Genomic DNA, 18,598 nt, shown 5'->3' with positions numbered 1-18,598 from the left:
TCCAGTTACTACTTGTTTAATCATTACTAAAAATCTAAAAAAATGGAACAGCCAACTGCAATGAACACTTTGAGTCAAATTCTGGAGAAATTGAGGCTGAAAGGAAAAGATAATGAGTTAAAGATGACCGATCATGGCAAAATGCAAAGCCAGAAAGGTAAAATCTATAAACCTGAAGATTTAACGATTGTTAAAACATACCGCTTTGAAGGTGATTCTGACCCTGCGGATAATTCTGTACTCTATTTAACAGAGGACGAAGACAAAGAAATAGGCTATATTTTAGATGCCTATGGAATTTATTCAGACAATATAGGATCATCATTTGATGATTTCCTTAAGAAAATACCAACAGAGAACAGGGATGAACAGGAGTTATTCTCTTAAAAAATGATTTATAAAGCGGCATAAAGAAATTTATGCCGCTTTTATTTTGGAATAGATTAACTGTTTTTAGCAATTAGTTTTTGCTCAAGATATTGTATCCAGAGGCTTTGTGGCTCTATTAGTGCAAAAAGATAAGTAAAAATGATAAAAACCAATAGAGCAACAAGAAATGTTGCCATAATTTTATTTGTTGATTCGATTTGAACCGATGTTCTTCCCTGACTCATAATGATTAATTTAAAGAGTTCAGGTAATTTTTTGAAAGCGCTAATTTCCCTAACTCAACAATAAAACCCAAATGAACAACATTTGTTTTGTACGGCTAACCAAAGTAGATGAACCTTGTAAATAAGTAGATAAAACAAGCGGCACCCTATTTATTTATGGTGCCGCCTGTAGTTTATGATTTTGATGAAGCAGATTTTTTATTCTCGTTGTACTTTTTAAAAATCAAACCTAAATCATTAAATCCTAAATATTTAGATTGAAGTTGTTTAATTAGTACCGGGTTATCAGCAAAGGCTTTACTTAGGATATCAATGTAGTTTTTCTTTGTCAATTCGTAGGTAGTATCACCAGCTTCATAAAAATAAGCTTCGTCTACACCGGTTACACCTGAAGCGCTCGAAAATGAATTGGTATTCGTGTAAATACCTCTGCCTGATGAAGCAGCCATTGTTGGCGCTGCACTCATACTCATGCTCTGAGAACCTGCAGTAGTATAAACAGTATATTTACAAAAAAAGTTCATCTCAGGTGTTGAAGCAACCTGCGTGGCCAGGTATTTTTTACCCGATTTATTATCTTGTGTTTTTACTACAAGGCTATCATTGCTTGATGCAAGTACAACAGATTGCACATCATCAAGATTAATAGTTTGCTGTGGCGTTTCACTATCTTGCTTATACACCAAAGAATTTAAGTTGGAAGAGCAATAAAGAAATCCAGAAATTTTATCGCCTTTTTTTGTGTAATAGTGACCGAATTTATAGTCTTTGGCAGATTGGCCTTTGGCATTTACACCTGTAAATATCAACAAGAATAAAATAATTGAATTGCGCATAAAGATTAAGATAAATGATTAGATTATAATAAGTTAATGAATATTTTCCATCTACAGCAAATTAAGCGATATGTATCAGTAAAGTTAATTTAAGGGAACTAACCGGGCTGCAAAACCTCCATCTTTAACCATATCAATACTAATCGGATCGCCAGCTTTTAGTTTAATTGTGAGTCTTTTAAAGTCCATCGCCTGAAAATCGGCATTTATACCATCCTTAATTAAAGTTAATTCATAGTTTTTGCCTTTAGTCAGAAAATCTGTTTTAATCTCCAGTTTACGTTCCGTACTGTTTGTCATAGCACCTAAAAACCATTCTTCATCTTTACGTTTTGCAGTAACTATATATTCACCAACTTCGGCTTTAAGTACTTTTGTTTCATCCCAGGTTACCGGAATACTGGTTATAAAAGAGGTTGTTTCAGGTTCCCGAAGGTAATTAACAGGATTATCAGCGAGCATCTGAAAACCACTTTCGAATACAATGTACATGGCAACCTGGTGTGCCCGCGTACCGATACTCATTACATTGATCCAGTTAGCTTTATAATCTTTCGGGTGAGCCGAACGCATTGCACCTGGGGTATAATCCATCGGACCAACCGCATTTCTTAAAAAAGGCAGAAAAAGATTATTTGCCGGTGTTGCTAAACCGCCCCAGATATTTTGCTCCATTCCAATTACACCTTCATAAGAAAGTACATTCGGATAAGCTACTTCTAACCCGGCAGGTTTAAAAGCGCCATGAAAATCAACCAGTATATGATGCTTCGCGGCTTCCTTAGCCACTTTTGTGTAATAATTCACCATCCATTGGTCGCTCCTGTCCATAAAATCTACCTTTACTCCAGCGATTCCCCATTCTTCAAGTTTTTTGAACACATCAGGATTTTGCTCAACAGCGAGCCAGGTAAACCACAAAACAATTTTTACGTTTTTTTGCTTGCCATAGGCGATGAGTTCCTGCAGGTTTATGGTTGGATTAGGCTCATAAGGGTTTAACGTCGTTTTCGCCCAGCCCTCATCCATAATGATGTAAGGAATTTTAAATTTTGATGCGAAATCGATATAGTATTTATAAGTATCCTGATTATAACCCGACTTAAAATCAACACCATAAACGTAAGCATTATGCCACCATTCCCAGGTTACCTGACCAGGTTTAATCCACGAAAAGTCTTTTAGCTGATTAGCTGTTGAAAGCTTATAAACCATCTGGTTTTCAGGTAAAGCTTCGGCTTTATCAGATATGACCATAAAACGCCAGGGAAAAGAACGCTTTCCTGTGGTTTTTGCTATGTAATCGTACTCTTTAACAATCTTCAGATTCCTATCACCATTTGGCGCATAAACCTCGGGTACTTTTGGAAAAATCGAGTTGACTGATTTACCATCCTTTACTTTAACAAACATTGCCGGATAGTCATATAAATCAGCTTCCGAAAGCAGAACATTATATTTCTTATCATTGAAGAGTATAGGCAGCACACTCATTTTCTGTGCATCAACATCATTCAATTTTTTGTTCTGATACAGAATCTCGTAAGAGGTCATAAAACTCTTTGTTTCCAGGTATGCCGAAGTAACATCATTTGCAAATTCAATATACACATCCTCATTTTGAACAATTACTGAATCTTTTTTATTGGTTATGAAACGGTAAGCTATTCCATCGTTGTAAGCCCTGAATTCTACACTGTAATCCTTCTTAAAATCCATTCGCAAAAGGTTATACTTATTCTCTACAGTGCTGTTCTTTAATGGAACTACAGGTTTTGAAACTTCGTTATGTGCTGAAATCACCTTCTTTAAAAGTTGTGGATTTTCACCCAACTGTTCGGTCCCTAAAGCAAGTTGCAGAAACGAATTTTCAAGAACTTTGTCGCCATTAACATTAACCGAATAAGTTATTTTACCTTTTAAATTCACTGTTATTTTTACTTTCTTATCGGGCGATAAAAGTTCGATTGGAGCACTGAAAAGTTTAAAGGAAACTAAAAGTGATAATACAGTTAAGGATAATTTGATTTTCATAAAAGGTTAAGAATTATCTGGTTAAAAAGGCTTTAAACAAATATATACAAATATCATATCGATTCTGCTACTATAAAACGTTTTACTTAATGCCTAACGTGATATTTACATTCAGGAAAACTTTATTCTGCAGAAAAGGTTATCTGAATTATTCATCAGCAATTAAACGCTAAATCATTGAAAAAAAACAACAATATAGTTATCATCGGAGGTGGTCCGAGTGGTCTTTTTATGTTTAAACGGCTTATAGATTCAGGCCGAACAGATATTAGTATCGATATTTTTGAAAAAAGCGCACAACTTGGTGCAGGAATGCCCTACAGTAAGGCAGGAGCAAACACTGAACATATTACAAATGTTTCGGGCAATGAAATTCCGGAACTTGTTACTTCGGTAGAAGAATGGATTGGCACATTACCAGCGCAAACACTCAATCGTTTCAACATCAATCCAGAAAAGTTTAATGATTACAAAGTAATGCCTCGCTTGCTTTTCGGCCAGTATTTATCGGCTCAATTTGATTTATTAAAAAAAGAAGCCGATAACAAGGGAATTTCGATAGAGATTTACACCAATAAGGAGATTGTGGATATTGTAGATCATCCCGTTAGAAACAAGGTTATTGTAAAGTGTAGTGATAATTCTTCCTTTGAATATGATAAGGCCGTTATCTGTACGGGCCACCGCTGGCCTGAAAAATTTGAAGGTAAAATTCCAGGATATTTTGACTCGCCTTACCCACCATCAAAGCTTGAATTTAAAGCCAATCATCCTATCGCCATAAAAGGTTCTTCACTAACAGCCATCGATGCCATAAGGACTTTAGCCCGCAGTAATGGTCATTTTAAATTGACAGAAAATGAAAAGCTGTTATTTGAAAGGTCGGTAGAATGTGAAGATTTTAAACTTGTTATGCATTCCCGAAACGGGATGCTGCCAGCAGTGAGATTTCATCTGGAAGATCCACATCTTTTAAAGGATTCGATTTTGAGCAAAGAGGAAGTAGAACAAAACAAATCAGAAAACAATGGTTTTTTATCGCTCGATTTTGTTTTCGAACGGAATTTCAAGGAACTCTTCAAAGAAAAACGCCCTCAGTTTTACGAGATAATTAAAGCGCTTACCATGGAAGAATTTGTTGCTATTGTAATGGATAAGCGGGCAAACAGTGATCCTTTTGAACTTTTTAAGGCAGAATATTTTGAAGCTGAAGAATCGATTGATAAAGAAGAGTCTGTTTACTGGAAAGAATTGCTTGCAGTTTTAAGCTTCGCGATGAATTATCCTGCGAAGTACTTTTCGGCCGAGGATATGTTGAGGCTGCAAAAAACATTGATGCCATTAATATCGATTGTAATAGCTTTTGTACCGCAAAGCTCTGTTGAAGAATTGCTGGCACTACATGAAGCTGGCGTTCTGGAAATTATTTCGGTTGGGGAAGACGGAGAAGAGGAACCAAAAGTTGAGGGTGGAATCGTTTATCATTTTACCGATGAATCAGGCATCAGAAGAACTATTCGTTACAAAACGTTCATTAACTGCGTTGGCCAGCCGCATTTATCATTAAATGATTTACCTTATAAAAGTTTAATTAGCGAAGAAACCGTAACGGCAGCCAGGTTAAAGTTTGAGCATAATAAAAACGGAATGGTAGCCGCCAAAACAAATAAAAAAATCGTTAAAGATGAAAAGGGCGATTACTTTCTGAATGTGCCGGGCATTGCCATTAATGATAGTTTTCAGGTGGTTGATAAGTATAATGCATTGAACGAACGCATTTTTATGATGGCCGTACCTTACATTGGTGGCTATAACCCTGATTATTCGGGTCTCGATTTTTGTGAAGCCGCATCCGCAAGAATTGCGAAAGCGATTTTTGAAAACTGATCCGTTTGTATTTTGTTAAAGAGGCAATGGAAATAGATCAGCAATACAACCAAAAGCTTTTCATGCTTTTATTAGGTTCAAAAGCACCAGGAAGAAATGTAGAACAACATGATTATTTCTTTGCAATAGCCACTAATTTAAAAGAACTGGTTCCTCAAATAAAAGCCTTCTGGCCCGAAGCAGGAAACAGTATCCATATCGATGGCTGGCGGGAAGTAAATTATGTTGATGGTTATCACGTAAAAGTAATTCCCAGGAATGAAGCCACTATGCACTCCGAGCGTAAGTTATTTTTCATTAATCTCGGTGGTTATCAATCTGGTAAACTGGAAGAGCAACATTACACTGTTTTAAGTGTTCAGGATAATCGTGCAAATGCAGTAAAGGATGCTAAGAAAACCATTTTCTTTAAAACAAATTCTATCAAAGGAGCCAATTCGCATATCGACGAAAAATATGGCGTCGATGTAGATGACATTTATAAAATCGAGGATATCCTTACCCCTGATCAAAAGGAAATTTATCACATTGTTATTGAAGAAACTTTGGATAAAACGGAAGATGAAATCCACTTGGGCTATTTTAAGCTAGATAAGCTCTAATAGCAGAATACTTATTAAATAAAAAGGCAGTTAGAAAATCTAACTGCCTTCGACAGGAGTGTATAAAATATACTAGTCTAAATGTTGTACAGCAGTAACTGTACCACCCTCAACCTTTAAACCTTGTTTTGCAGTAGCTGTAGCTGCATCGATTTTATAGATATAGCCAATTCCACTGGTTAAGTTTACACCATAATAAGCTGTTTTACCATCTTTTGGCGTGTAGTTATTAGTTGTAATACTCTTAACATCAGCCGGTAAGCCTGTTACTTTTTTAATTGTTTTATCAACAACATTAACAATTGCCAGTTCTATACCTGCGGTATAAGCACCTTTCGAAGCAATCGGCTGAACCTGCGCTACAAAATTATTTGAGCCTAAGTAAATCCAGTTGGTGATGTAATAACCAGGCAATGCTGTTTCAAAATTGAAGAAATAGGTTAAATCGAACTCAGTTGTACCTGATTTAATTCTGGTAATTGCTGATGGTTTTGTTGATGTAAATTTAGAATCGTTTGTAGCAACAGATGAAGAGAAGGCATAGGTATCTCCGTTTTCAACAACACCTAATCCGTTAGTAAAATAACGGCCGATAAAACTTGTTCTGTTATCTTTAATGGTTTTTTCCAACTGCATACCTGGGTATGAATAAACGGCAATCCATGCTTCATCAGGGAAATCAGTTGAAAAGCTTGAGTTTTTAATGCTGAAAAATGGAGCGTATACCTTTGTACCCACTTGCTGCAACCAGCTAAAGTGAGCAATTTCTCCATTGTTTCCAGGAGCCAAAGCATCAACCGTACCTGTGCTGCTGATTAATAAACTATTGGTATTAACCTGGTACCAGGTAGCAACTGTAGAACCTGTTGCATTAATAGATCTTGGTAGTTTAGTTAACAAAATGTCGCTGTTAACAGGCGCAAATGCCTGAACAGTTTCCGTTTGGAAGTTTGACAGTTTAGTTAATTTTCCACCTTGAATATTGTAAGTGGTAACAGCACCCGGGTTACCCTGGCCATATAACATACTGAAAAATTTGTTATTGTGTGTAACATAATACCTGTATGTTCCATCCTGCTCAATACCATTACCTGCCGTTGAGATTGTTCCGCTCTCCAGGTTACTTGCTGTTAGTAAATAATCTGCTACAGCGGTTGAAGCTACAGGCGTAACGGTTAAAATATAATTACCTGGGTTCTCTGCTACCGCATCATCTGATTTTTTTGAGCAGGAAACAATTGTCGTTGCTAATGCCAATGCAGCAAAAGCTTTTGTAAAATTTACTTTCATGTTAATTACGGTTTTTATTAAAGAAATATCTGATGTTTAAGTAGAATGCTCTGCTAGGTTTTTGTAAGCTGAAGTTGTCGTAAAGGAAGGCATCTGTAATATTTTTTGCTTCCAAACCAATGTTGTAGCGACCATTTGCCATGCTGTAAACGGCGTTCACATCGTGTGCCCATTGTTGTGGAATATTATACTTTTGCTGCCCTAAACTTGGCCAATACAAGTAGAACTCGTGTACATAAAGGAGGTTATAGCCAATGTTTAAACTATTACCTTTTTTACCCAAATCTTTTAGTGTTACCGATACATCGGCATTGCCAAAAAGGTAGGGAATGTTTGGCATCTGATCGAGGTAAAGCGGACTAACCCCGGTATAACCAGCCTCTACCTTTTGCATGTTCTGCAAATACTGGTAGGTTGTTGTAATACCGGCATTAAGCCAGTTTTTATAAGAGTACCGTATTTCGGCATCTCCACCATAGGTACGTACACCATCCCTGTTATCAGGAACGTACTTACTTTGGTTGCTATTTAAACGGGTGTAAATAAAATCGTTTGCGTAGCGATAAATTCCATTTGCATTAATACCGAAACGGTGGATTTTATTTAGGGCAAAGTCATAGCTAAAACCTAAATTAAAGTTGTCGCTTTGCTCTGGCTTAAGATTTGGATTACCTTCCTGATTCACCAAATCACCAAAAATATCATTTGCTTCAGGCATTCTGTTTGCAAGTTCGTACGATGCCTTAACCTGGAAGTTTCTGCTAAAGAAATAAGTCAAGGCCGTTCCATAGCCAATTTTCTCTATCGGCGGCTGATTAATGCCTGTGTTTGTGGTTACGATATTCTGATAAATATATTTTCCAAATGCAGTAGCACTGAACTTATCCCTTATCGCATAGCTGTAGCCTAAACCAAGAATATTTTTATTGGTTCTTTTAGGGGCTTCATCAGTAGTATTTAATGGTCTCAGCTCGTCGTAACCTTTTCTGTTGAAAAGGTTTAACACATTGCTTAAAGCCAGACTATGGCGTTCGGAAACTGCATAATTTGCGGTTGCCGTTACCAGGCCATTATTATTCTGGTAGTTATATAACGATCGTGAGTTTTCACCGTTGGTACCAATAGGTTTGAAATTCCCGTACCAGTCAAACCTACCATTAAGAGTATCGATACGTTTCTCGCGGCCCAGATTGTAGTTGGCGTTTAAGGTAAGGTCAAGGCCTTTTATAAGGTTAGCTTTACGATATTTTAAACTAGGCATAATAATGTTTCCCCTGGTATGGAAACCACCATAAACAGCCACCATCCTGGCCGCTGTTTGTATTTCCTTATAGTTTTGTCCAAGTGTAACGCCTAATAAAAGTTTGTCGGCATATGATTTATTTACCACCCCAACATTGGCAATAACAGTTTCATTATGGTAAGTATCGTGGAAACGCTTTACCATTGCATCTACAGTATAAGCGCCGGTATTAATGTCTGCAGCATCAACCTTAACCTTATAATTGTTATCAGAATAATTCTGAAAAGCATTTATCTGTACCGTGAAACCACTTTTGGTCGTTGTACCTAGATTTAAAACGGTTCTGTGGGTATTAAATGAACCAAAAGAATAAGATGCATCAAGATAGCTTCCGGCACGTTCTGCAGTTACAATATTTATAGCACCTCCCAGTGCATCAGAGCCAAGCCACATTGGTACTACCCCTTTGTAAACCTCTATCCTGTCGGCAAGGTTTACGGGAATGTTGTTAATCTGGAATGAAGAACCAAAATTATCCATCGGTATCCCATCGATAAAATACCTGATCCGGTTACCGGAGAAACCATTTAAAGAAAGATTAAAATTAGACCCGACACCGCCAGATTCACGAACCCTTACACCCGACACGCGATCCAAAGCACTTGAAATATCGAGTGTACTGTTGTAAAGTTTCTTGGCATCAATAGCGGTTACATTGAAAGCCTGTCTGTTAGTTTCCTCAGCCTTGGTCCTACCGTAAACCTGTACCGTTTCCATTTGCTGGGCATCAGTAAGGATTTTAGCATCCAGTGTGCTTTGTTCCCCATTCTGAATCGATACTGTTTTCTCGAGATTTTTTAAGCCAACACCGCTGAAAAGAACGGTATGTTTTCCCTCCGGAATTTTTCCGATAAAATAGCTACCATTATTTTCAGAAAGAGCAAAAAGCTTGCTGTTTTTAATTTTAACAGCGATTCCGGGCAGGGGTTTGCCAGCTTCATCGAGGACGGTTCCACCCAGGGAACCCGTTTGGGCATAAGCCGTTGAGCAAAGAATAATAAATATTCCGATCAACAAATTTTTCTTAATTTGCATTACTTTTAATTGACGTTAGAAGTTTGTTTGCCTTAAAGCAAATGATTAGCCGGATGGTTGCAGCCATCCGGTTTTTTATTGGTATTACTACCTCAAATCAGTTTTGCACTTATTTATTTCCGGTACTTAAATGCGTTTGTTAAATTATTTCATATTCTGATTAATTATTCTTTTCTGGATTAAGCTTTTACAGTTTTTAACTTTTCATGTTGCTTCATTTTAATAAGCACAACAATCGATATAATTCCCAAAATCAGGAATAGCAAATCAATAAACAGAATATCAAATTTGCCCTGGTTAAAGGTATTCCAGAACCAATTGTTACGTTTTATCCCATCTGCCAAAGGCAATACAATACAAGATAAAGCAGAGAGAATCAATGTTTGATGATTCGTTATGCTCAGGTTCCTTCTGACGATAAAATAAACCGCTAATATTAACCAGCTATAAAAATACAGATGAAAAATATCCGACTGGCCAGGTTTTTCCATGAAAAGCAAACTCGTCATGGTGAAAGCTGTAACGGGCAGCATACTTAAACAGGAAGCCATAAAAACATTAGCTGTCCAGAAGTTAAAGACCCTTTTCTTTTTTGGGATGTTATTTTTATCTCTGGCTACCAGCCAAATTAATATACCTGAAATAATCACAAGGCAGCCCATAATACCCAATACAAAAAATATTACGCGTAGTGGTTTTCCTCCGAAATCTCCGAAGTGAAGGTGATAAATCATACTCCTCACCTTATCCACATAAGTAGAACTTTTAACCGGTGAAATTTCCTTTAAAATCTTTTGGTCACTTACACGATACAAGATTTTCCCTGTACCAGAGAAACTCTCCTGAGCATGTGGTTTAGCTGTTAGGATAACGTGCATGTTCGAATCGCCATAATTCTTTATTTGTAAAGAAGCAATCCTGCTGTGCGGCCATTTTTTTGTCGTCTGTGCAACAAAATCATTAATGCTGAATTTAGTTTGTAGAGGCTTATAGCTGTAAACAAATTTAGTAGAATCGCTATACTCCAGATCCTGGTAAATCGCTGCACTGTTTCCTTTGTATAAATATTTGGTGTATGGACCTATTAAAAATACATTGGCAATCAATACCACACCGGTTACAGCAAATACAAGTTGAAAGGGAAAGCCAATTACTCCAATTGCAGTATGCAAATCAGTCCATAGAGTTTTCCATTTAGACCACGGCCTAAAAGTGAAAAAGTTTGAAAATATCTTATCCCAATGCAGCATCAAACCTGTTATAAGTGCAAAGAGGAAAAGAAAGGAAACCACTCCTGCTAAGAGATAGCCAAAAGGTGCACCAAGCCTGATCGGCACAACATTTAATTGCGCAAGAAAATGTAAACGATAAAGGAATTCACCCATATCATAAGCATCGGCATAATCGCCAGCTTTTTGTTGAGCGAAATCATAATTAAAATACATTGAATCCTCATCACCTCCTCTGCCACGGCCACCACGTTTTTTAGCTGGTCCTGAAGGTTTAGCTTTTGGTTTCTTTTTTAAGGTCGTATCGTTAGAAGCGCTCATACTTACATAAGCACCCATATCGTGTTTCTGCAGGAAAAAATCAAAATCGCGACCCTGCAATTTATTTTTTTGTGAAAGCGAATCAAGAATGTGGTCAAAATCCCTGCTTACAGTTTTACGGTTCTGCGTGTAAGATGTATTTTTTTGCCAGGCGCTGATCTCTTCCTTAAAGAAAGAAAAGGAGCCTGCAAAGAATATAACGTAGAGTAATGCACAAATGATGATACCACTGATGGTATGCGTATGGAAATATATATTGTATTTTCTGTTATCCATTTTATACGATTAAATATGCGCCCGAAAAAATAAGTGTTAATACCAGGTAAATACCGGCTACTTTCCAAACTTTCTTACCTAAAAAAGCAACGAGCAGTAGGATTGCCCATAGCGTATAACCCGTAATGAAAGAAGTTGCTACTACGTTCTCTTTTGGAAAGATTTTGCATAGTAATAAATGAAAAGTAAACATAACCAGATAGCCACCAATGGTTCCGGTAAGGATTTTTGCTAGCCTAAGCCATGGAGATTTGGTCAGGTGTTTCTTGTTCGCGGGCATAAATAATTTAAATGAAAATTTCTAATAACAAAACTGCCGCATAAAGCGCAGAAAGACTTATTAAACCTATATATCGGAAAGGTTGAAGAACAACTACTAAACTTCCCGCTGCCATAACAGCAACGATTAAAGCCACGAAGCCGCTTGCCCATCCCATGTTGCATATTATTAAAGCACCCCCAATAATGAACAGAATTGCAGCGCCTAAGCGGAACTGTTTTGGTTTAGCGATAATTGTAGTTACCCAAAAAGGAGAATTCGATTGCTTATACTGTTTGGATGTCAGGTATAAAATTTCAAAGGCAAAAAGCAATAATAAACAGGCTGTCGTTATCATAATTTAGTTTGGTTTAGGCGAACGTCTGTAAAAGCGTAACCTAAATTTTCTGCAAATATAAAAGACAGGGGCTAGTTTTACAAAGTTATTTAGAATTAATTTAAATAAAAACAAGTGGTTGTGCGGGATAATAGTGTAAATCATACACTTACACGATTTTTAAAAATTACTGCTTTTATCCTAAATCTGATATATGAGTCCAGTTACATATAGTTTAGGGCAAGAATGAAAAGCGCATAACATTGTTTTTCTATTTCAAAATTGTTTCAACTAAAATGATGAAAGTAACGAATTCGTGAGGTTGGCAAGCTTATTTCCGAACACAGTAAAAGTTAACTGCAAAATCATAAATTAGCCACCCATATAAGATGAATACTTACTTACGCTAATCAGGGTATTCGTTCTTATTACCAACAACACACACAAATGAACATTAACACGGGGCTGGAAGAATTTGCCGATAAATTAAAGGCAATAGCACAAGAGATTTATGGGGAGGCCCAGCAAGATGTACAATTATACGAAGCGATATCAGATTTAAATCTACTTTCTGGCTCGCTTGAAAAAGGAAGGCATGTTTGGATAAAGCATTTTGCCATGCTATTTACAAAGTACACGCAAAATCCGGAATTACCTGAAATTGTTAAAAGGCTGTATTTCGAAAACTTTCTTTGGTTTTGGAAAAGATTTCATATCGAAGAACGGATGGCATTGAGCAGAAATAACCGAAAACGGCTATTTCCAAAGAAAGCTGGTTATTCTAACGAACAAAATATAGCACTCATTACTACCTGTTATCTGGAATTGGTGCCGGAAGATTTTATAAAGGAACATCAGGTTGAAGTTTTAGAAAAAGAATCCTGCTCACTTGAATACTTCATACCGCTGGTTTTTGATGAGCCGCTTATTAAAATATCCGTTTCTAACGAAGGGATTCTTCTCGAAGAGCTTACTCCTATATACCTAAAACAGATAAATGCTTTAAAAAAGCAGTTAATGGATTGTATCCTTAGTGCTTTATACCGCTAAATAAATAAGCCTTAGCTGAACAGCTAAGGCTTAGGAAAGCTTGCAAATCATTAAGTTAATGATGCAACACTATAAAAACCTCCATTATCAGCAAGCACAAGTAATGGAGATGGTATTTTAATAACCTGGATTTTGAACCAGGTTTTTATTGGCGGTTATTTGCCGTTGGGGAATAGGGAAAATATTCAGATTAGCATTTCCTGTTGGCGTATGGTCCCACCAGCTTGCGGTTGTAAATTTTCCGAAACGGATTAAATCCGTTCTTCTTTTTCCTTCAAAAATAAATTCACGGCCACGCTCTGCTAACAACTCATCCATGGTTAACGATGTTGTTGTATAAGCAGCAGTGCTCCAGTCAGCATCGGAAAACGCTCTTTTCCGACAGGCATTAATCAAACTTACAGCTTCTGTGGTAGCCACATTTCCAGCCTGACGCATCAGTGCTTCTGCTTTGTAGAAATAGATATCTGTCAAACGGTATAAAACCCAGTCGTTACTCCAATAATTGGCATCGGTAGAAGGGCCAGGATTGTATTTATTAAACCTGGCGCCACTGTTTTCTTCACCGGTGTTCATGTTGGAAACAATGCTGCCCTCACTGTTACGTTGTATATTATTTACAAAAACAAGTTGCTGATTTTTGTATTCGTAGCTTCCGGTAACAGCCTTTGTCGGGTCGGTATAATAATACTGAGGACCAATTAACATCCAGGTTGTTTTGCGCTTATCATTACTTGCAAAAGCATCATAAGCACTCGGAATTACCACTACACCATCATTACCATTCGATGCACCACCATAAATATACTGCTGGCTAAAATGATAAAAATCACTGTTCCAGCCGCACCTGGTTGTTGTTAACTGATAATTATAAGCAATAACGAAAAGATTCTCCTTCGATGCCGTAGTATTGGTGTTTTTATAAGTGGTTGTTAAATCAGTATCAAGTGTAGCAACGCCACCACCCTGACCACCTGCAGCACCAGATATAATTTTATCGCAAGCACTGATACAATCTGCCCAGCGCTCGGTTCCTGTCCATACCAATGAATTAAGATAAAGTTCTGCAAGCATTGAATAAGCTGCTGCCTGGGTAATTCTTCCAACATATTGCTGGGAAAGTACCGGTAGCAATCCAACATTTTCTTTTAACTCCGATTCAATAAAACTGAATACCTGGGCTCTCGATTGTGTAGGAGGACTTAATGGTTCGCCCACGACAGTTACAACAGGAATATTCCCATAAAGATCCATTAGTTTAAGGTAATGCCAGGCACGTAATACTTTTAGTTCCGCAATGTACTGGTTACGTTGTGCTTCCGTAATGCCCATTCGGTCAAGATCGTATTCCTGCAGGTTCTTAATGGGATCGTTACAATAGCCTATTCCGGTGTACATTAAACTCCAGGGATTCCAAATGTTATCTTCACTTGTTACCCATGTATGATAATGTTGTCTGATCCAATCGCCATTATCATAACCATGTATTCCCTTAACTGGCCAGGCTAGTTGGTCGGCAGAAAGTTCATTCAGTCTGTAATAACTCCTTTGGCTCGTAGGCGCCGCCCATGCATTTGCATGCGTATAAGGACGCAAAACGGCAGACAGCACTTCATTAGGGTTATTATAAAAATTGGTAGAGGTTATTGAGCTGTATACTGTTTCATCAAGCTTTGTACAAGAACTGCTGAATAAAACCAAAACCACAAATAATATATTTTTTATGTTGATTAAATTTTTCATAACTAGTTAATTAAAAACCGATGTTTAAACCTAAAGTGAATGTTCTGGTTCGCGGATAAACACTTCTGCTTTCTATACCGCCACCTAATCCGGTATCCTCAACTTCCGGATCTAAGCCTTTATAACCGGTAATCGTAGCGACATTTCTGGCGCTGAAATACATTCTCAGGTTTCTGATAAACTTCGTAGAAAGATTAAAGTTATAGCCTAAGGTTACATTGTCAAGTTTAACGAAATCGCCCTTTTCGAGGTAATAATCTGAGTATTGATAAGTATCCTTAAGTGCTGCGTTGGTTGTAAATGCACTGGCAAGTACGTTGTTTGGTAAGTTACGCTGGTTACCGTAAGATATTTCACTCGTATTAAGTACATCATAATCGAACTTACCCCTGAAGAAAATAGTAAGATCAAGCTTTTTATACCTGAAAGTATTTGACCAGGATGCATAGTATTTCGGAATTGCATTTCCGATTACGGTTTTATCTGCATCCGTGATTTTATCAGAGGTTACCACCGATCCATCTGCTTTATAAAACAACCATTGTCCTGAAGCATTGAAACCAGCAAATCGCTTTCCATAAAACTCACCTAAATCTCCTCCGGCAACTGTACGGATGGCGTTACCAAGCGCACCATTACCGCCAATTGAACCAAATTCCATATAATCGATATTGTAAACATCATTAGAGAAACTGATCATTTTGTTGCGTTGATGGCTTCCTGTAATTGTCGAAATCCAGCTAAAATCCTTGCCTTCAATAATATTTCCGGTTAAACTTAGCTCAATACCTTTATTCTGGATAGAACCTACGTTGGTAAAAATAGTCGACTGAATATAAGCCGGAAGCTGTGTATTATAACTCGCAAGTAAATCAACAGTTTTTCGGTCATAAACATCAATTGAACCACTTAAACGATTTTTTAGCATACTAAAATCTAAACCGATATTAAGCTCCTTTTTCTTTTCCCAACGTAAATCGGGATTTGGATTTTTACTTGGGCCATAGGTTTGGCTCCAGGTTTCATTGCCGTTGGCATCAGCACTAAATACATAGTAATTACCTGTACTTAAGGTTACAATTGAATTGTAATTACCAATACCCTGATTTCCGGTTACACCATATCCACCACGAATCTTAAGACTTTGAAATAGCTTCTGATTTTCCATGAATTTCTCATTGGTAATATTCCAGCCAAGGGAAACAGCCGGGAAATTACCCCATTTATGGTTTTCACCAAATCTTGAAGAACCTTCATGGCGGAGTACAAATTGCGCCAGATAGCGGTTTTTATAGTTATAATTAATGCGGCCGAAAAAGGCAATTAAACGGTTATCCGATTTGCTACTGCCAATACTTGCCTTACCAGTTGTTAGAAATGTTCCTGCACCTAAGTTATTTTCTTCAAAAACATCGTTGGCAAAACCTGCTGTTGCTGCATTAAATGCCTCACTTACATTGTACTGGTAGCTATATCCTGCTATTGCACTTATTGTATGATCCTTAGCAATAACCGTATTGTACTCGAGCGTTGGCTCTACCGTATAATTCTTTTCCAGATAGGTAGATTTACTTGCATAACCCGTCCCGTTTATTGCTGTACTATTGAGCGTGCCTTTAACAGAACTTCTTGAATCCTGACTATAGTATACATTGTCGATGTAAGCGTTTCTTTGATAAGAGCCAAATATGGATGCCTTAAGTCCCTTAACGATTTCCAAAGTTGTCTTTCCATCAATGGCTGTAGTTTGCTGGTCTCTTAGGCTTTTTTCCTGATTTAACCTTGCCGTTTGATTCGCGATTGTTGCATCCTCATAGTAACTTCCATCAGCATTGTAGAGTGGGTCTGTTGGGTTTTGGATTAATGCACTCTCAAAGCTTGTTCCACCACCTAATAAATTCGCTTCATTAAAGTTTGTTGCCAGGTTAATCTGTGTAGTAAGTTTTTCCTGAAGACCTTTCTGGTTAAAGCTTAACCTACCCCCATAATTTTTACGCCCATTTTGAAGAGCAATACCATTTAAATCATTGTAAAAAACAGCTCCACGGTAAGATGAATTATCTCCACCACCCGATAAGGATAGGTTATGATACTGGCTCAGGTTATTTTTATCTAATAACATATCGTAAAAGTCATTAGATGAACCGTGATCATATTGTTTATCAATAATGCCCTGGGCAATCAGTTCGCGATATTCAGCAGCTGTAAGAAAATCAGGTCTGCGGCTTACAAAATCTTTCGAAAAATAGGTTGAATAATCGTAAAGAACGGGGCCCTTTTTCCCTTTTTTAGTGGTAATAATAATTACCCCACCATTAGCCCTTGTACCGTAAATAGCAGCTGCAGAGCCATCTTTTAAAACCGATATCGATTCTATATCATCTTGCTGAAGTAAATCCATATTCCCGCCAGGTATACCATCAATAACAATTAATGGACTGATATCACCATTAATAGATGTAACGCCCCTTAATTGTATAGATGGGCTTGAATTAGGATTGTTTCCACCAGAACGTGTAACCGTTAATCCGGCAACTTTTCCCTGGATCAAATCCAGAGGGTTACGGTTAGCTCCTTGATTGAAATCTTTCGCCTGAATATTGGTAACCGCCGAAGTTAAATCCTCTTTACGCTGTGTTCCATAACCTACTACTACCACATCAACAAGGTCATTTTGTTCCTCTGATAAACGAACATTTAATTCAGCAGATGTACCTACCGATTGTTCTAAAGGTTTATATCCTATCAATGAGAACTGGAGTATAGCTTTATCCTGCACGGTAAGCGCATAGCGTCCTTCACTATCCGATGATGTTCCGTTGGTAGTACCTTTCTCCCTTATGCTTACACCAACAAGTGGCTCTCCTTTACTATCGGTAATTTTTCCGCTGATTCTTTTTTGTTTGAGGATATTTATCGATCGCTCAGGTGCTGTATTATATCTGGAAACTGTTCTGGCGCTTGCGCTATTGATCGCCGGAAAAGCAATTACGAAAACAAATACTGATAGCAGTATCATTTTACAATAATGTGGCCAGGGCTTTATTGCCGACCCATTATAATATTTCATATCTTTGTTAAGTTTAGTTTAACATTACATTAATTTTCATCGATTTGTGGAATTTAAGGCTGAACTTTTGCCGATTGGTGCGTCAACACCATCGGCTTTTTTTACGCCTTTAAGAACCTACTAAAAGGTTTTAGTTGTTTCTAGTGTCTGTTTCTCATGGGCTAATTGGTTAGGTTATTAATTTATCTTATGATTTATTTTTGTGATTCTGTCTTGCAATATTTGGTTAGCCTTTATTCAGTTGGCAATTTTTTTCGCTCAAACTTTAAGCTTTATTTATAAGCAAGAGCAAAGGCAATACAGAGCTTACCTGATTTTAAAGGTAGCTTTATTAAACGAGCTAAAACAGTACAGCACTAAGAGTATCGACAAACATATTAATTGTATCGACTAAAATGTTAAATAGCTTAAAAGCTTTTATTTACTCAATTTTCAAGCATAACTATAGAAAAACTAATCGTTGATATCACCGCCTTAAATATTAGTAAACGGTTGTAAGTCTTCCATGGGGAGTTTAGCCCTGCTGTTTGCTTCAATCTTTTGGTAGCTTGTTTGACGGCTTTTCAAGCCCGGCCAGGCCAAAAAGGATTTCCGCGTCCATCAGGTTTAGATTTCAATGCCCCTTGCTTCGATGAATAATATGAAACCGAAAACCGGGTTAACAATTTCCCCGGCATCAAACACTTAGTTGCCCTTAGATGCCTTAGATGAT

At 37.4% G+C, this 18,598-nt stretch carries 14 protein-coding genes; 4 read left to right on the top strand and 10 right to left on the bottom strand.

What is annotated here, in order from left to right; genetic code table 11:
- The first annotated feature begins 42 nt into the window (after positions 1-42).
- Positions 43-387 (top strand): hypothetical protein, encoded by a 345-nt coding sequence (locus R2R71_RS16035; RefSeq protein ID WP_316832291.1) that lies wholly within the window; start codon positions 43-45, stop codon positions 385-387.
- Between the two features lie 56 nt (positions 388-443).
- Here the strand turns inward: R2R71_RS16035 and R2R71_RS16030 are convergent, their stop codons facing one another.
- From R2R71_RS16030 to R2R71_RS16020, 3 genes are all read right to left on the bottom strand, one after another.
- Positions 444-614: a hypothetical protein gene (locus R2R71_RS16030; RefSeq protein WP_316832290.1), complete on the bottom strand. Its 171-nt coding sequence runs from the start codon at positions 612-614 to the stop codon at positions 444-446.
- Positions 615-787: 173 nt separating this feature from the next.
- A complete protein-coding gene (locus R2R71_RS16025; RefSeq protein WP_316832289.1) occupies positions 788-1,450 on the bottom strand; it encodes a hypothetical protein in 663 nt (220 codons plus the stop codon).
- An 84-nt stretch (positions 1,451-1,534) separates the two neighbouring features.
- Positions 1,535-3,484, bottom strand: a complete 1,950-nt coding sequence (locus R2R71_RS16020) for a glycoside hydrolase family 97 protein (protein ID WP_316832288.1) — start codon at positions 3,482-3,484, stop codon at positions 1,535-1,537.
- 177 nt (positions 3,485-3,661) lie between these two features.
- Here R2R71_RS16020 and R2R71_RS16015 point away from each other — a divergent pair, with 177 nt between their 5' ends.
- A complete protein-coding gene (locus R2R71_RS16015) occupies positions 3,662-5,371 on the top strand; it encodes an FAD/NAD(P)-binding protein (RefSeq protein WP_316832287.1) in 1,710 nt (569 codons plus the stop codon).
- A 26-nt stretch (positions 5,372-5,397) separates the two neighbouring features.
- Positions 5,398-5,973: a DUF1543 domain-containing protein gene (locus R2R71_RS16010; RefSeq protein WP_316832286.1), complete on the top strand. Its 576-nt coding sequence runs from the start codon at positions 5,398-5,400 to the stop codon at positions 5,971-5,973.
- Between the two features lie 72 nt (positions 5,974-6,045).
- Here the strand turns inward: R2R71_RS16010 and R2R71_RS16005 are convergent, their stop codons facing one another.
- The 5 genes from R2R71_RS16005 to R2R71_RS15985 all read right to left on the bottom strand — a co-directional run bounded on the left by R2R71_RS16005 (position 6,046) and on the right by R2R71_RS15985 (position 12,044).
- Positions 6,046-7,263 carry a DUF4374 domain-containing protein gene (locus tag R2R71_RS16005; protein ID WP_316832285.1) on the bottom strand — a complete coding sequence of 406 codons (1,218 nt, stop codon included), beginning with the start codon at positions 7,261-7,263 and terminating at the stop codon, positions 6,046-6,048.
- A gap of 1 nt (position 7,264) precedes the next feature.
- On the bottom strand, positions 7,265-9,601 hold the full coding sequence (locus R2R71_RS16000) for a TonB-dependent receptor (RefSeq protein WP_316832284.1): 2,337 nt from the start codon (positions 9,599-9,601) through the stop codon (positions 7,265-7,267).
- A 179-nt stretch (positions 9,602-9,780) separates the two neighbouring features.
- Positions 9,781-11,427 carry a PepSY-associated TM helix domain-containing protein gene (locus R2R71_RS15995; RefSeq protein ID WP_316832283.1) on the bottom strand — a complete coding sequence of 549 codons (1,647 nt, stop codon included), beginning with the start codon at positions 11,425-11,427 and terminating at the stop codon, positions 9,781-9,783.
- A gap of 1 nt (position 11,428) precedes the next feature.
- Positions 11,429-11,707 (bottom strand): hypothetical protein, encoded by a 279-nt coding sequence (locus R2R71_RS15990; protein WP_316832282.1) that lies wholly within the window; start codon positions 11,705-11,707, stop codon positions 11,429-11,431.
- A gap of 7 nt (positions 11,708-11,714) precedes the next feature.
- Positions 11,715-12,044, bottom strand: a complete 330-nt coding sequence (locus R2R71_RS15985; RefSeq protein ID WP_316832281.1) for a hypothetical protein — start codon at positions 12,042-12,044, stop codon at positions 11,715-11,717.
- A gap of 426 nt (positions 12,045-12,470) precedes the next feature.
- Between R2R71_RS15985 and R2R71_RS15980 the strand changes: the two genes are divergently transcribed.
- Complete coding sequence (locus tag R2R71_RS15980; RefSeq protein ID WP_316832280.1) at positions 12,471-13,073, top strand: hypothetical protein; 603 nt, start codon at positions 12,471-12,473, stop codon at positions 13,071-13,073.
- A 117-nt stretch (positions 13,074-13,190) separates the two neighbouring features.
- Here R2R71_RS15980 and R2R71_RS15975 read toward each other — a convergent pair whose 3' ends face one another.
- Together R2R71_RS15975 and R2R71_RS15970 are read right to left on the bottom strand one after the other, a co-directional pair.
- Positions 13,191-14,816 (bottom strand): RagB/SusD family nutrient uptake outer membrane protein, encoded by a 1,626-nt coding sequence (locus R2R71_RS15975; RefSeq protein WP_316832279.1) that lies wholly within the window; start codon positions 14,814-14,816, stop codon positions 13,191-13,193.
- Positions 14,817-14,826: 10 nt separating this feature from the next.
- Complete coding sequence (locus tag R2R71_RS15970) at positions 14,827-17,886, bottom strand: TonB-dependent receptor (RefSeq protein ID WP_316832278.1); 3,060 nt, start codon at positions 17,884-17,886, stop codon at positions 14,827-14,829.
- Between the last annotated feature and the right edge of the window lie 712 nt (positions 17,887-18,598).

The organism is Pedobacter aquatilis, from assembly GCF_032678405.1.
Lineage (GTDB): Bacteria > Bacteroidota > Bacteroidia > Sphingobacteriales > Sphingobacteriaceae > Pedobacter > Pedobacter aquatilis_A.
Note: the sequence above shows the minus strand (reverse complement) of the source record. Positions and strands in the feature narration are given on the sequence as shown.